A 14442-nucleotide genomic window follows, 5' to 3' on the forward strand; every position below is an offset into this window, starting at 1 on the left:
ACAGCGGCGAGATCACCGCCCATTCCGCATCGCTCACATCGTGTCTGCCCGTCATGCTCACCTCCGTTTCCGAAAGTGAATCATCACACCGCCAAAAACGGAATCCCGTTTATGAGTTCACGACCTAGGCGCGGAGCGGCTGCCGGTTGTGGGCACGGAAAAGGGGGCGCGCCGCGCCCCCTTTTGGTGGTGAAGGTTCGGAGTGGGGTCAGCCGCCCTGGTTCGTCTGCAGCGTTTCCAGAACCGAGTCGATCGAGAAGCTGCCGGGCTTCTGCCGCGGGGGGAAATCCTGGAAGGTGGCCAGGAAGTCCGCCACGATCGCCTGGGCGGGCACCAGCAGGTAGGCCCGTTCCAGGCGCCACTGCGAGTAGTTGATCGCCTCGTGGTCGGCTTTCTCGAAGGGATCGGAATAGAGGTTGAACACCTTCGGCAGGCGCAGCGGCGTCAGCGGATCCTGCCACACGTCGAAGCCGTGGGCGCGCTGCTCCGCAAAGACGACCTTCCACTGGTCGTAGCGCAGGTTCATCAGGTCCCCGCCGTCGGAGAAGTAGAAGAACTCGCGGCGCGGGCCCTTGTCGGTCTCCCCACGGAAGTAGGGCATGAAGTCGTAGCCGTCCAGGTGAACCGGCTCGTTGCCTTCGCCGAAGGGCGCCTCGGTCAGCATCCGCTCTTTCATGTCGGGATCGCCGAGCGCGGACATGAACGTCGGGAACCAGTCGAGGTGGCTGATGATCTGGTTGGAGGTTCGGCCCGGTTCGATGACGCCCGGCCATTTGATCATCATCGGAACGCGGAAGCCGCCTTCCCAGTTGGAGTTCTTCTCGTTGCGGAAGGGCGTGGTGCCGCCGTCCGGCCAGGAGAAGACCTCGGCGCCGTTGTCGGTGGAATACATCACCACCGTGTTGTCGGCGATGCCCAGCTCGTCGAGCTTGTCGAGCATCTGGCCGACCATGGTGTCATGCTCCACCATGCCGTCCGGGTAGATGCCGAGGCCGGTGACGCCCTGGCTTTCTTCCTTCAGGTGGGTGAAGATGTGCATCCGCGTGGTGTTGTACCACAGGAAGAAGGGCTTGCCCTGTTCCACGGCGCGATCCATGAAATCGAGCGCGCCGGCGGTGACTTCCTCGTCGATGGTCTCCATCCGCTTCTTGGTCAGCGGGCCGGTATCCTCCACGGAGCCGTCGGCATTGGACTTGATCACGCCACGCGGGCCGAATTTCTCGCGGAAGGCGGGATCTTTCGGGTAGTCGGCGTTCTCGGGCTCTTCCTCGGCGTTCAGGTGGTAGAGGTTTCCGAAGAACTCGTCGAACCCGTGGTTGGTGGGCAGGTGCTCATCCAGATCGCCGAGGTGGTTCTTGCCGTATTGGCCCGTCATGTAGCCCTTGGACTTCATGTATTCCGCGATCGTCGGATCCTTTTCCGAGATACCCTCCTTGGCCCCCGGCAGGCCGACCTTCAGAAGGCCAGTGCGGAAACCGGACTGGCCCGTCACGAAGGAGGCGCGCCCGGCCGTGCAGGATTGCTCGCCGTATCCATGGGTGAACAGCATGCCTTCCTTGGCGATGCGGTCGATGTTGGGTGTCTCGTATCCCATCATCCCCTGATTGTATGCAGACACGTTCCAGTAGCCGATGTCATCCCCCCAGATGATGAGGAAATTTTGGCTGGGACTCCTGTGCCGTCGCGGGCGCTGCGAATGCCGCGGCGGCGAGGATCGCCCCCGTACTCAAGGCATTTCTGATTGAACTACGACTCATGAAAACCTCCCGTGGAGAAAATAATATTGGAAGCCTAAAGGTTTGGGGCTTCATTGCAAAAGAATTCACGCAAAAGACCTGCCCTCAGGCGCCCCGCGCGGAGGCTCTCACGGATTTGGCGGCAGCGCCTGCCTCAGGCTGCCGACCCGGCAGCTTCCTTCCTGGCGCGGGCGGCCGCGGTGCCGAGCCCGACACCGGAGGCGATCAGGCTCGCGCCGACGGCGAAGGCGAGTTGGGGCCCGCTCACCCCGTCCTGGAAAATGAGCAGGAAGCCGGAGGCCGCAAGCGGAACGATTCCGCCGATGGTCAGCGCCACCCAGGGCGTGCGGGGCCGCAGCCCGAGGCCCTGCCGCAGGCGCGCGAGGCCCTCCAGCAGCAGGAAGAGCCCGATCAGGATGATGGCGAAGCCGGCGGCTTCGGTGAGCTGGATCAGGATCACGAAGCCCGCCATCGCCGCCGTGAGCATGGCAAGAAGCTGCATGACGATGCCCCGCATCCGCTTGCCCAGCAGGAGGCCGACGAGCAGCGTCGCGGCATAGAGGAACAGCAGCCAGGCGATGACCTCCGTATCCACGGGGCCCGTCGTGTAGGGGTAGATCACCGCGAAGAGCCCGGCCAGCAGCATCACGCCCGCCTGCAGCATGTAGAACCGGGCATTGCGGGCCAGGGACGCGCGCAGGCTGTCGGCGCGTGCGGTTGTCGCTTGCGGATCGGTCATTCTCTCCTCCCGGATCTGCCCCGATTTCGGGTGGCTTCGGCCCACGCTAGCGCCGGAATGGCTTTCGGGGAAGCACCTTCGCAGGTTCCGTCTTCTCCGCCGGCGGCACGTGTGGTAGCCCGAAGTATGCCTTCTTCCGCCCTGCCCATCCGCCTGATCACCTTCTGCGCCATCGTCATCGCCCTTGCGGCAGGCGGGTGGATGCTGAAGGTTGCGGCGGGGATCGTCATCCCGATCATCCTCGGCGGCCTCGTGGCCTTCCTGCTGAACGCGCTGGCCACGCAGGCCGGGCGCATTCCGGTGATCGGGCCGGCCTGTCCGCAGTGGCTGCGCATGAGCATTTCCTTTCTTCTCACCTTCACCGTGCTGCTGCTCGTGGCCGCCCTGCTTGCGCGCAACGTGGAGCAGGTCGCGCGGGAGGCGTCGAGCTACGGCGATGCCTTCTCCAACATGCTCAACAACGCCGCCGCCCGTTTCGGCTACGAGGCCGACGTGACATGGCACTCGCTGCAGGATCTCTTCTCCGGCCGGCTGAACATGCAGGACACGGTGCGCTACGGCGTCGGCGCCATCACCAACGCCATCATCTACGTCTTCCTGATCTTCATCTACGCGCTCTTCTTCCTCATCGAGGCCCGCTTCTTCAACATCAAGATGGAGCGCCTCTTCCGCACCGCCGACACCCGCCGTCGGGCCCATTTCGTGATCAACCAGATGATCGACAAGGTGGGCGAATACATGGCGCTGAAGACGCTGGTGAACGTGATGCTCGGCGGGGTCTGCTTCGCCATCCTGCTGCTGTTCGGCATCGATTTCGCCGCCTTCTGGGCGATCCTGACCGGGGTCTTCAACTACATCCCCTACGTGGGTTCGCTAGTGGCGGTCCTGCTGCCCGTCTTCGTCTCGGTCGGCCAGTATGAAAGCATGGAGACGACGCTCTCGCTCGCGGCCTGCCTCATCGTGGCGCAGAACGTCGTGGGCTACTACATCGAGCCTCGCCTGCTGGGCAAACAGCTCAACATGAGCCCGCTCGTCATCATGATATCGCTGGCCTCCTGGGGGGCGCTCTGGGGCATCGCCGGGGCCATCCTTTCGGTGCCGCTGACCTCGATGATGATGATCCTCTTCGCCGCCTTCCCGGGCACGCGGCCGCTGGCCGTGGTCCTCAGCGAAGACGGCTTCAGCGGAGAGGACGCCGACCAGATGCTGCCCGCGCCCGTCCCCCCACCCGAGGCCGCGGACGGTCCGAGCGGCGATCCGGCGGAATAGGCAATCGACATCGACCCCGTGCCGCAATAAGCAGGTCCTCGATCACTGGCAGGGACGAGGGCACGATGACTGGCGCTGAGTGGGAATTCTGGATCGATCGCGGCGGCACCTTCACCGATATCGTGGCCCGCACCCCCGATGGGGAACTGCGCACCCACAAGCTCCTGAGCGAAAACCCCGAGCGCTACCGCGACGCCGCCGTGCAGGGCATCCGCGAGATGCTCGGCCTCTCCGACGGGGACCCCCTGCCCCAGGGCGCCATCCGGGCGGTGAAGATGGGCACCACCGTGGCCACCAACGCGCTGCTGGAGCGCAAGGGCGAGCCCACCCTGCTGCTGATCACCGAAGGCTTCCGAGACCTGCTGCTGATCGGCTACCAGACACGCCCGCGCCTGTTCGATCTCGCCATCCGGCGGCCGGATCTGCTCTATTCCGAGGTGGCCGAAGTGCCCGAGCGCCTCGATGCCGAGGGCGCGACCGTGCACCCGCTGGACGAGGCCGCGGCACGTGCCGCCCTTCAAGCGGCTTTTGACAAAGGCTACCGCGCCGTCGCCATCGCCTTCCTGCACGCCTACCTGAACCCGGCCCATGAGGCACGGGTGGCCGAGATCGCCGAAGAGATCGGTTTCACCCAGATTTCCGCCAGCCACAGGGTCTCCCGTCTCGCCAAGCTCGTCGGGCGTGGCGATACGACGGTGGTGGACGCCTATCTCTCGCCTATCCTGCGCCGTTACGTGGAGCAGGTGGCCGGGGCGCTGGACGTGGGGCAGGGCGGGGCGGAGCGCCTGCTGTTCATGCAGTCCAGCGGCGGGCTGACCGACGCGCGGCTGTTCCAGGGCAAGGATGCGATCCTCTCCGGCCCGGCGGGGGGCATCGTCGGGATGGTGAAAACCGCGCAGGCCGCGGGCCATGAGAAGCTCATCGGCTTCGACATGGGCGGCACCTCCACCGACGTGAGCCACTACGCGGGCGAATACGAGCGCTCCTTCGAAACCGAGGTCGCCGGGGTGCGGATGCGCGCCCCGATGATGGACATCCACACCGTGGCCGCCGGCGGAGGCTCCATCCTGTCCTTCCGGGACGGCCGCTTCCAGGTCGGCCCCGAAAGCGCCGGCGCGAACCCGGGGCCGGCCTGCTACCGGCGCGGCGGCCCGCTGACGGTGACGGATTGCAACGTGATGCTCGGCAAGCTGAACCCGGCGCATTTCCCGGCCGTCTTCGGCCCCGAAGGCAATCAGCCGCTGGACGCCGCCATCGTCCGCGAGAAATTCATCCGGCTGGCGGAAGAGATCGCCGCGGAGACGGGCCAGCCGGCGATGGCGCCCGAGGCCGTGGCCGAGGGCTTCCTGCGCATCGCCGTGGACAACATGGCCAATGCGATCAAGAAGATCTCGGTGCAGCGCGGCCACGACGTGACCCGCTACACGTTGCAGTGTTTCGGCGGCGCCGGCGGGCAGCACGCCTGCCTGGTGGCCGATGCGCTAGGCATGGAGAAGGTGTTCCTGCATCCCTTCGCGGGCGTGCTCTCGGCCTACGGCATGGGCCTTGCCGAAATCCGCGCCCTGCGCGAACGGCAACTGGATCTGCCGCTCTCGGCACTTCCGGAGGCGCAGGCGGCGCAGGCTGAACTGGCCGCCGATGCGCGCGCGGAAGTCGCTGCACAGGGCGTGCCTGAGGCGGAGATCCGGATCGAGGCGCGCGCCCATCTGCGCTACGAAGGCTCCCACCAGTCGCTCGAAGTGCCCTTCGGCACGGTGCCCGAGATGACGCGCGCCTTCGAGGCCGCCCACCGCGCCCGCTTCGGTTTCGTCTCCCCCGAACGCGACCTGTTCTTCGAGATGGTCGGGGTCGAGGCCATCGGGGAGACCGGCGAAGCGCCGGCGCCGATCCTGCCCGGAGCCGACGGCGGGCAGGAAGCCGGACAGGATGCCGGACAGGCCGGCGTCATCCCCGTCACCTTCGGCGGGGTGCGCCATGACACGCCCGTCCTCAGGCGTGAAACACTGCCCGCCGGAACCCGCGTCACCGGCCCCGCGATCATCACCGAAGCCACCGGCACCAACGTGGTGGAGCCCGGCTGGGCCGCCGAGGTGGACGGCTTCGGCAATCTCGTGCTGGAGCGCATCGAAGCCAAGGCCCGCCCGCCGGCGGCCGGAACGGAGGCCGATCCGGTGCTGCTGGAGGTGTTCAACAACCTCTTCATGTCCGTGGCTGACCAGATGGGCGCCACGCTGGCCAACACCTCGTGGTCGGTCAACATCAAGGAGCGGCTCGATTTCTCCTGCGCGATCTTCGATGCCGCCGGCGATCTCGTGGCCAATGCGCCCCATGTGCCGGTGCATCTCGGCTCGATGTCGGACAGCATCAAGACCGTGATGCGGGAGAACGCCGGAACCATTCGCGACGGCGATGCCTTCATGCTGAATTCGCCCTACAACGGTGGCACCCATCTGCCCGATGTCACCGTGGTCACCCCCGTTTTCGTGGAGGGGCAGATCCGCTTCTGGCTCGGTTCGCGCGGCCACCACGCCGACATCGGCGGCCGCACCCCCGGCTCCGCCCCGCCCGACAGCACCCGCATCGAGGAGGAGGGTGTTCTGATCGACAACGTCCGCCTCGTTTCGCAGGGCGTGCTGCAGGAGGCCCTGGTAGAGGAAGTGCTGTCGTCGGGCCGCTATCCCTGCCGCAACATCGCCCAGAACATGGCCGATCTCAAAGCCCAGGTCGCCGCCAACGAGACCGGCCGCCGCGAGCTGCTGAAGGTGGTGGAGACCTTCGGCGCGGAGGTCGTCATCGCCTACATGGGCCATGTGCAGGACAACGCCGAGGAAAGCGTGCGCCGGGTGATCGAACGGCTGAAGGACGGCAGTTTCGTCTACCCGATGGATCACGGCGCGGAGATCCGGGTGAAGGTCTCGGTGGATGCGGACGCGCGGGAGGCCGTCATCGATTTCACCGGCACTTCCGCGCAGCACGCGGGCAACCTCAACGCACCCTCGGCGGTGTGCCGGGCGGTGGTGCTCTACGTCTTCCGCACCATGGTCGGCGCCGAGATCCCGCTGAACGAGGGCTGCCTGAAGCCGCTGCGGATCGTGATCCCCGACGGCTCCATGCTGAACCCGCGCTACCCGGCGGCGGTGATTTCGGGCAACACCGAGGTGTCGCAGGCCACCTGCAACGCGCTCTACGGCGCGCTTGGCGTGATCGCCGGATCGCAGGGCACGATGAACAATTTCGTCTGGGGCAACGAGGCCTTCCAGAACTACGAGACGATCGCGGGCGGCACCGGCGCGGGGCCGGGGTTCGATGGCTGCGACGCGGTGCAGACCCACATGACGAACACGCGCAGCACCGATCCCGAGATCCTCGAGAAGCGCTTCCCCGTGCGGCTGGAGCACTTCGGCATCCGCCCCGGCTCCGGCGGCGCCGGGCGGTGGCGCGGCGGCAACGGGGTGATCCGCCGGTTGCGCTTCCTCGAACCGGTCACGGTGACGACGCTGTGCTCGCACCGCCGCGTGCCCCCCTTCGGCGCCGAAGGCGGCGCGCCCGGCGCCGTGGGGGAGGATTTCGTGGAACTGCCGGATGGCAGCCGCCGCAAGGTGGCCGGCTTCGCCGAGGTCGAGGTGCCTGCGGGCGGGCTGTTCGAGATGCGCACGCCGGGCGGCGGCGGCTGGGGCAGGCTGGGCTAGGCGGCGCTAGCGCGTGGACCGGTCCAGCAGCGCGAGCAGGCTTCTGTAGGCGGCCAGCGCCTCCTCGGCGTCCCCGCGCCGCTCGTATTCCTCGGCGAGCTTGCGCAGGAAGTTTCGCCGCCACAGCGGGTAGTTGATCTGTTCCGAGATCAGCAGCCCGTCGCGCAGCAAGGCCAGGGCGGCTTCCGCATCGCCCCGGTCCAGCGCCACCATCGCCTGCTGTTCGTGGATCTGGCAGACGGCCCGCAGGTCGCCGTCCTCGTGGGCGCATTCGAGGCCTTCGCGCAGGATGTCCGCCGCCGCGTCGAGCTGCCCGTTGGCCCGGCAGGCCTGGCCCATCACCTCGCAGGCGTAGGGAAAGACGACCCGGTTGCGATGGGTTCTGGCCAGCTGGACGGCCTCCCGCCCGGCATCGAAGGCATTGGCCTTTTCGCCGAGCTGGTTCAGCAGCCGGGCGCGGTTGTGCGCCAGCCGCGCGGCTTCGGGGCCGGAAGCCAGCGTCAGGGCTTCGTTGATCCGCCGCAGCGCGTCGCCCGGCTTGCCGGTGTGCCGCATGAGCAGGGCTTCCGACGCCATGACGTCCAGCCGGGTTTCCAGCGGCATGTCTTCGTCCAGCATCCGGGCGGCGGATTCGATGAACTCGCGCGCGCTTGCGAAGTCGTTGCGGCTGTAGGCGATCACGCAATGAATCGAGTAGACATCCACCAGCGCCGCCGAGGCCCCGTCCGGTGCGAGCCGGCGTTCGGCCTCCAGGCAATGGCCTTCGGCCTCGCGAAACCGCCCCAGCCACTTCGCCTGCCAGGCGAGGGTGCGCAGGGCCTGCCCCTCCACGGCGTGGGCATCGGAATCGCCTGCCGCTGCCGCCTCGCAGATCTGCCGCGCCATATGGGTGCTGCCGGCCCTGTCCCGCCAACGCGAATACCAGGCGGCTCGGCTCAAGACCGCCATCTGCGGCTGGAGGCCATCGCCTCCGCCGCCCATTTCGCTGCCCCGGGTCATGTGGGCAGACTAGCCGAATCCATTGGCCTTTGCGCGGGTTTTCTTGAAGGCGGGACGCGCCTTCGGCGGGTTGATGCCGCCGGCCTGTCGGTGCAGCATGCGGGCAGCACCGCCCGCCGATCCCGGCGAGGCCTGCACAGGACAGGAAACCGCATGGGCCGTTCGGCAATCTGCCTCACTTTCGATGACCGCCACATCTCCCATTGGCGGCGCGCCCGTGGCCTTCTGGCCGCCTATGCCGCGCGCGCGACCTTCTTCGTTTCAGGCCCCGACAAGCTTGGCGATGAAGACTTCGCGGCGCTGGATCTGCTGGCCGGCGACGGCCACGAGATCGCCTATCACACCATGACCCATCCTCGCGCGTCCGAGTTCCTCGCCACCGGCAGCGCGAAAGTCTACATGGAGCGCGAAATCGATCCGGGCCTCGAAATCCTGCGGCGGCGCGGCTTCGCGCCCGAGAGCTTCGCCTTTCCCTACCACGAGGCCGAGGAAACCCTGATCGCCCCGCTTCTGCGCCGCTTCCGCATCCTGCGGCGGCTGGGCCCGGCGGACCGGCCCGCGGGCCGCGTCTACGACGGCAGCGGGCACAGGATGGTCGATTGCATCGGCAGCCTCGACATGGCCTCCAACCCAGCGCTCGACGAAACCTACTACGCCAAGCGCTTCCGCCAGATCGGGAACCGGCAGGGGGTGGGGGTCTTCTGCGGACATGCCATCTGCGCGCCCGAAGAGGCCGGGGGCGCCCGCTACATGCGCCCGGAGGATCTGGACTGGTTCCTCTGGGCGGCGCGGGAGAAGGGCCTGCGCAGCGTGCCGATCTCTTCGCTGGCCTGAGGGCGCTCCCGGCAGGGCGCGCCCCGTCTTCCGGTTTCAGGTATTTGGGGGGAGGTGCGCCGCGAGGGCGCACCGGGGGCAGCGCCCCAGATGGCCCGCCGGATCGGCGCCGGTGTTCACCCGAGCGGTTCCCAGTGCACCCCGGCGGCGGGCACGGTGATGCCTGCGTGTGGGAGGGGTTCCGGGGCGTAGTTGATGTAGAAGCGGTGGGTGGCGGTATCGCGGATGCGCAGCCCGTCAGGCAGTTCCACCGTCTCGATCGCCACCTCGGCGCAGAGCGCGCGGATGAGGCCGAGAAGCGTCTCCTCGCAGGGCCAGCCCGCCAGGTAGCGCAAGGCGCCCGCCTTCAGAATCGCCGGGCGGTCGTCGGCTGTAAGCTGCACCACCTCTGCGCTGCCTTCGATCTGCTCGAACCAGTGCAGGAAGCGGCCGCCGCCCTCCAGCGGCACTTCGGTGCCCGGCGGCAGGCTCTCGGTGAAGGCGATGGTTGCGTCCATGCCCGGAAGGTTCGGGCCGAGCGGCACCGGGATCGCAAGTTCCTGCGTCTTGGTGTTGCTGCGCGGCCCGATCAGCGCGGTGCCCTCCACCTGTTGCAGGGCGGCGAGCAGCTCCGGTTCCATCGCCATCATCCCCGGCGCGAGCACGAGCCTGTAGCCGGTGAAATCGCGCGTGCTCGGCGGCAGGATGTCCACCGAGAGCCCGGCACGGCGCAGGGCGCGGTAGAAGGCGAAGGTGAGGCGGAAGTAATCGAAATCCGCGCCCTGGGGCTGCGTGTCCCAGGCCCAGGCCGAAACGTAGTCGAACACCAGCGCCACCTGGGCGCGCGCGGTGCCGACCTCGGGCATGGCCTCGATCTCGGCGGCCACCTGCGCGGCCTCGGCAAGCGCGGGCGAGGGCACGCTGTCGGGCCGCAGGAGCCCCGCATGCATCTGTTCCTGCGCGAAGGGCGCCTGCCGCCAGCGGAAGTAGCAGACGGTCTCGGCGCCATGGGCGAAGGCTTCCCAGGCCCAGAGCCGCATCATGCCGGGCAGCGGCGCCGGGTTGTAGGGAGCCCAGTTCACCGGGCCGGGCTGCTGCTCCATGATCCACCAGCGCCCCTTGCCGACGGCGCGGTAGAGATCGTGGTGGAAGGCCTGCATGTCGGGATCGCCCTGCCGCAGGAAGCGCGCCTTGTGCTCGGGCGTGCCTTCCAGCCGGTCCGACAGGAAGCCGATGGGGTAGCTGTCCCAGCTGGCAACGTCGAGATCCGCGCCCACGTCGTAGTGGTCGAATTCGGTGATCCGGCCCATGTAGTTGTGGATGAGCGGCGCATCGGTGTGCTTGCGCAGGATCTCGGCCTGAAGCCGGTTGAACTCCACCACCATGTCGGAGCTGAAACGACGGAAGGCCAGCACGTGGGAGGGGTTGGGCTCTGTGACGGTGAGATTGGGCAGGTCGATCTCGTCGAAGCTCGCATACTCCATCGACCAGAAGACATTGCCCCAGGCCCGGTTCAGCGCATCGGGGCTCTGGTATTTCTGCGCCAGCCAGTTGCGGAAGGCTTTGCGGGCGCTCTCCGAATAGGAGAGCACGGTGTCGTGGCAGCCGTATTCGTTGTCGGTCTGCCAGGCCTGCACATGCGGGTTCTTCCCGTAGCGCTCGGCCAGGAGGGTGACGATGCGGCGGCACTCGGCGCGGTAGCCTTCGTGGCTGAAGCAGTAGTGGCGGCGGGAGCCGAAGCCGCGCGGGCGGCCCTGCGCGTCCACGGCCAGCATGTCGGGGTGTTTCGTGAGCACCCAGCGCGGCGGCGTGGCCGTGGGGGTGCCGAGGATCACCTTCAGCCCGGCCGCGCCCAGCACCTCGATGGCGCGGTCCAGCCAGTCGAAGTGCAGATCGCCCGGCGCGGGCTCCAGCCGCGACCAGGCGAATTCGCCGATGCGCACCCAGGAAAGCCCGGCCTCCACCATGCGGGCGGCATCTTCGGCCCATTGCGCTTCGGGCCAGTGTTCGGGGTAGTAGCAGACGCCTAGCGTGCGTTTCACAGCATCACCTGATGTTCCTGCTGGCCCTTGGCCAGCCCTTTGAAGAGAAAGGTCGCGCCGGCCAGCGGATCCGCCGCCAGCGCGTCCGCGTCCAGATCGGCGCAGGCGGAGGTGACGAGCAGATCCGTGCCGTCCTCGCCGCCGAAGGCCGGGCAGGTGGCCTGTGCGGCCCCGACCGAAAGCGTCTGCAGCAGCCCGCCATGCGGGCCGTAGCAGGCGACGCGGCCCGCCCCCCATTGCGCGTTCCAGAGGTTTCCGTTGGCATCCACCACCGCGCCGTCCGGGTTCAGCCCGTCGGCGCCGAGATCGAGCCATTCCTCCGCCGGGCCGGTGGGCCAGCCGGTGTCGGCGCGCAGCCCCTGCCGCATGATGATGCCCACGTCCGTGTCGCAGAAATAGGCGCAGGAGCGATCCGGCGCGAAGCAGATCGCGTTGGAGATGGTGATCTCGGGGAACAGCAGGCGCAACTCGCCCTTGTAATAGCGGTAGATCGCCCCGGCCTGCGGCTCGGCGTTGATGCCCATGGTGCCGATCCAGAAACCGCCCCAGGGGTCGGCGCGGCCGTCGTTGGAGCGGGTCACCGGATCGTCGGCTTCGAGCGCCACCACGTGCGCCTGCGCGCCGGTTTCCACGTCGAAGGCAAACAGCTGGCTCTGCGAGGCAATCAGCAGCCGGGTGCGATCGATCCAGCCCGCGGCGCTGACATATTCGTCGAACTGCCAGGTGAGGGCTTCGCCGTTCACGTTGGAGCAGAGCTGGCGGTTGAGGATGTCGAACCAGAAGAACTGCTTGCGAAGCGGATGCCAGAGCGGGCCCTCGCCCAGCGTCAGGCGGCGGTCGTCGAACACGTCGTTGCTCATGCGCGCACCGCTTCGTCATAGGCGGCCACCATCTCGCGCGCAGCCGCGGCGACGTCCTGCACCGAGCGCCCCGGCTTGTAGAGCGAGGAGCCGATGCCGAAGCCGGCGGCGCCGGCGGCGATGAGCTCGGCAAAGTTCTCGGGGCCGACACCGCCCACCATGAACACGGGCACCTCCGGCGGCAGCACCGCCTTGATGGCCTTCAGGCCTTCGGTGCCCAGCAGGAAGGAAGGGAAGATCTTCAGCCCGTCCGCGCCCGCCTTCAGGGCGGCGAAACACTCCGTCGGGGTCAGCACGCCGGGGAAGCTTTCCATGCCGAGGCGCTTGGATTCAGCGATCACCTCGGCGTCGGCGTTGGGCGAAACGATCAGCCGGGCGCCGGTGTCGTGCACGTCGCGCACCTGCTGCGGCGTGAGGACGGTGCCCGCGCCGATCAGGGCGTCATCGCCGAAATCCTGCACCATCAGGCCGATGGAATGCAGCGGATCGGGCGAGTTCAGCGGCACTTCGATCCGGGTGATCCCGGCCTCGATCAGCGCCGCGCAATGGGCGCTGGCCTCGGCGGGGGTGATCCCGCGCAGAATGGCGATCAGGGGGCGGCTCATTTCGATCCTTCCTTCAGGCTGTCTCTTGCGGCGGCAAGGCCCGCCAGCGTCATCTTGGCACCCTCTTCGCACAGGGGCGTGACACCCTGCGCCTTCAGCGCGCTCGCGTAGAGGTCGGTCAGGGCGGGGGCGCCCACCAGGGCGATCTGGCGCCCGAGCCAGTAGGGGCGCGCGCCGGCCAGTTCGGCGCCGATCAGCAGGCCGGACAACTGCGCGCGGGCCTGGGCCGGGGTCAGGTCCGCCACCAGCCCGCCGGCCCGCAGCCCGAAGAGCCGCGCCGCAAGCCGTTCCGGGCGGCTCAGCGTATCGGCGAGGGCATCGGCGAAGGCCTCGGCGTCCCAGGCGTCGGTCTGGACGGAGTGGCGCAGCACGCTCTGCTTCGACAGAAGCGCGAACATCTCGCCCGTCATGTAGGTCTGGAAGCTGACGATCTCGCCCGCGCTCACCTCGACCCATTTCGTGTGGGTGCCCGGCAGGCAGAGGATGCCGTCGAACCGCGGGTGGCAGGCCAGGAAGCCGGCGATCTGGGTTTCCTCGCCCCGCATCACGTCGGCGGCCGGCGAAAGCTGCTTCACCCCCGGCACGATCCGGACGTTGAGGCGGGGGTCGCGCACCTGCGGCACTGCGAAGCTCGCGTCCAGCGGCTTGCAGGGGGCCTGCTGGTAGGGGGCTTCCGTCCAGCCCTGGCGCGAGCCGACCATGCCGCAGGCCATGATGTCCATCGGCTGATCGCCCAGCCAGGGGGCGATGATCTCAAGGAGGGCGGGCTCGAACTCCTCGGGAGCGAGCACGCCCATGCCCTTCTGCGAGGCGGCCTCGGCCTTCACCGCGCCATCGCCGGCGATGGCATAGGCGCGCAGGTGCGAGGTGCCCCAGTCGACGGCGATCCAGTCGCAATATGCCCGTTCGCCGCTCATCAGCCCGTCACCGCAACGCCGCCGTCGATGACGAGGGCCTGGCCCGTCATCATGCGCGAACTCTCGGAGGCGAGGAACAGCACGCCCCCGACGATGTCTTCTTCCACCAGCGGCTCCTTCAGGCACTGGCGCGCGAGGTGCCCGGCCAGCGCCTCCTCGGTGACCCACATGTCCTTCTGCTTCTGCGTCAGCACCCAGCCCGGGGCGAGGGCGTTGACGCGGATCCTGTCGGGCCCGAACTCGCGCGCGAGCGAGCGGGTGAGCCCGTTGATGCCGGAGTTGGCCGCGGTGTAGGCGGGGTAGCCGGCGCCGCCCATCATGTAGGAGATCGAAGAGAAATTGATGATCGAGCCGCCCCCGGCCGCCTGCATCCCGGGGATCACGGCCTGGCAGCCGAAGAAGTAGGATTTCAGGTTGATGGCCTGGGACCAGTCCCAGAATGCCTCGTCCACCTGCAGCGTGTCGTGGCGCTGGTCGTTGGCCGCGTTGTTCACCATCACGGTGATCGGGCCGTGGGCCGCGGCGGCCTCGGCGACGCAGGCCTTGAGGCGGGGAATGTCGGTCACGTCGCAGGGCAGGAACAGCGGGCGGTTGCCGTGCTTGGCCTCCATCGCGTCGGCGAAGGCCGAAGCGTCGGAGCGCTGCACGAAGGCCACGCGGGCGCCCTGGGCGAGGAAACCATCGGTCAGCGCGGCGCCGATGCCGGAGCCGCCGCCGGTGATGAAGACGGACGCGCCTTCGAGATCTGGATATGTCGCTGTCATCTGCTCTCT

General features: G+C 68.0%; 11 protein-coding genes. 3 read left to right on the forward strand and 8 right to left on the reverse strand.

Going from position 1 to position 14442, the window contains the following annotated elements:
* Positions 1 to 208: 208 nt before the first annotated feature.
* Together PSA7680_RS15945 and PSA7680_RS18770 are read right to left on the reverse strand one after the other, a co-directional pair.
* On the reverse strand, positions 209 to 1618 hold the full coding sequence (locus PSA7680_RS15945; RefSeq protein WP_306372459.1) for an arylsulfatase: 1410 nt from the start codon (positions 1616 to 1618) through the stop codon (positions 209 to 211).
* A 272-nt stretch (positions 1619 to 1890) separates the two neighbouring features.
* A complete protein-coding gene (locus tag PSA7680_RS18770; RefSeq protein ID WP_176244162.1) occupies positions 1891 to 2475 on the reverse strand; it encodes a hypothetical protein in 585 nt (194 codons plus the stop codon).
* A 126-nt stretch (positions 2476 to 2601) separates the two neighbouring features.
* Between PSA7680_RS18770 and PSA7680_RS18775 the strand changes: the two genes are divergently transcribed.
* Together PSA7680_RS18775 and PSA7680_RS15955 are read left to right on the forward strand one after the other, a co-directional pair.
* The gene (locus PSA7680_RS18775; RefSeq protein WP_176244163.1) at positions 2602 to 3744 is read left to right on the forward strand and encodes an AI-2E family transporter; all 1143 of its coding nucleotides are present in this window, start codon (positions 2602 to 2604) and stop codon (positions 3742 to 3744) included.
* A 65-nt stretch (positions 3745 to 3809) separates the two neighbouring features.
* Complete coding sequence (locus PSA7680_RS15955; protein WP_085869682.1) at positions 3810 to 7433, forward strand: hydantoinase B/oxoprolinase family protein; 3624 nt, start codon at positions 3810 to 3812, stop codon at positions 7431 to 7433.
* A gap of 6 nt (positions 7434 to 7439) precedes the next feature.
* On the opposite strand, the gene PSA7680_RS18780 is transcribed toward PSA7680_RS15955, so the two are convergent.
* On the reverse strand, positions 7440 to 8318 hold the full coding sequence (locus tag PSA7680_RS18780) for a tetratricopeptide repeat protein (protein ID WP_176244164.1): 879 nt from the start codon (positions 8316 to 8318) through the stop codon (positions 7440 to 7442).
* A 267-nt stretch (positions 8319 to 8585) separates the two neighbouring features.
* Between PSA7680_RS18780 and PSA7680_RS18785 the strand changes: the two genes are divergently transcribed.
* Positions 8586 to 9266 carry a polysaccharide deacetylase family protein gene (locus tag PSA7680_RS18785; protein WP_176244165.1) on the forward strand — a complete coding sequence of 227 codons (681 nt, stop codon included), beginning with the start codon at positions 8586 to 8588 and terminating at the stop codon, positions 9264 to 9266.
* A 116-nt stretch (positions 9267 to 9382) separates the two neighbouring features.
* On the opposite strand, the gene PSA7680_RS15970 is transcribed toward PSA7680_RS18785, so the two are convergent.
* The 5 genes from PSA7680_RS15970 to PSA7680_RS15990 are packed head-to-tail and all read right to left on the reverse strand — an operon-like array spanning position 9383 to position 14433.
* Positions 9383 to 11287, reverse strand: coding sequence for a beta-galactosidase (locus tag PSA7680_RS15970; protein ID WP_085869685.1), 1905 nt, complete (start codon positions 11285 to 11287; stop codon positions 9383 to 9385).
* A complete protein-coding gene (locus PSA7680_RS15975) occupies positions 11284 to 12147 on the reverse strand; it encodes an SMP-30/gluconolactonase/LRE family protein (RefSeq protein ID WP_085869686.1) in 864 nt (287 codons plus the stop codon). Before PSA7680_RS15975 ends, PSA7680_RS15970 begins: the two co-directional genes overlap by 4 nt.
* Positions 12144 to 12752: a 2-dehydro-3-deoxy-6-phosphogalactonate aldolase gene (locus tag PSA7680_RS15980; RefSeq protein ID WP_085869687.1), complete on the reverse strand. Its 609-nt coding sequence runs from the start codon at positions 12750 to 12752 to the stop codon at positions 12144 to 12146. Before PSA7680_RS15980 ends, PSA7680_RS15975 begins: the two co-directional genes overlap by 4 nt.
* Complete coding sequence (locus tag PSA7680_RS15985; protein ID WP_085869688.1) at positions 12749 to 13669, reverse strand: 2-dehydro-3-deoxygalactonokinase; 921 nt, start codon at positions 13667 to 13669, stop codon at positions 12749 to 12751. The genes PSA7680_RS15980 and PSA7680_RS15985 overlap by 4 nt, the downstream gene beginning before the upstream one ends.
* Positions 13669 to 14433, reverse strand: coding sequence for an SDR family NAD(P)-dependent oxidoreductase (locus PSA7680_RS15990; protein ID WP_085869689.1), 765 nt, complete (start codon positions 14431 to 14433; stop codon positions 13669 to 13671). The genes PSA7680_RS15985 and PSA7680_RS15990 overlap by 1 nt, the downstream gene beginning before the upstream one ends.
* Positions 14434 to 14442 lie beyond the last annotated feature (9 nt).

The sequence above is a fragment of the Pseudoruegeria aquimaris genome (assembly GCF_900172235.1).
GTDB classification, from domain to species: domain Bacteria; phylum Pseudomonadota; class Alphaproteobacteria; order Rhodobacterales; family Rhodobacteraceae; genus Pseudoruegeria; species Pseudoruegeria aquimaris.

Bases quoted from the DNA above. Each gene is read 5' to 3' on its own strand.
- PSA7680_RS18785 (WP_176244165.1), top strand. From the start codon at position 8,586: ATGGGCCGTTCGGCAATCTGCCTCACTTTCGATGACCGCCACATCTCC.
- PSA7680_RS18780 (WP_176244164.1), bottom strand. From the start codon at position 8,318: ATGGCGCGGCAGATCTGCGAGGCGGCAGCGGCAGGCGATTCCGATGCC.
- PSA7680_RS15980 (WP_085869687.1), bottom strand. From the start codon at position 12,752: ATGAGCCGCCCCCTGATCGCCATTCTGCGCGGGATCACCCCCGCCGAG.
- PSA7680_RS18770 (WP_176244162.1), bottom strand. From the start codon at position 2,475: ATGACCGATCCGCAAGCGACAACCGCACGCGCCGACAGCCTGCGCGCG.
- PSA7680_RS15985 (WP_085869688.1), bottom strand. From the start codon at position 13,669: ATGAGCGGCGAACGGGCATATTGCGACTGGATCGCCGTCGACTGGGGC.
- PSA7680_RS18775 (WP_176244163.1), top strand. From the start codon at position 2,602: ATGCCTTCTTCCGCCCTGCCCATCCGCCTGATCACCTTCTGCGCCATC.
- PSA7680_RS15955 (WP_085869682.1), top strand. From the start codon at position 3,810: ATGACTGGCGCTGAGTGGGAATTCTGGATCGATCGCGGCGGCACCTTC.
- PSA7680_RS15990 (WP_085869689.1), bottom strand. From the start codon at position 14,433: ATGACAGCGACATATCCAGATCTCGAAGGCGCGTCCGTCTTCATCACC.
- PSA7680_RS15975 (WP_085869686.1), bottom strand. From the start codon at position 12,147: ATGAGCAACGACGTGTTCGACGACCGCCGCCTGACGCTGGGCGAGGGC.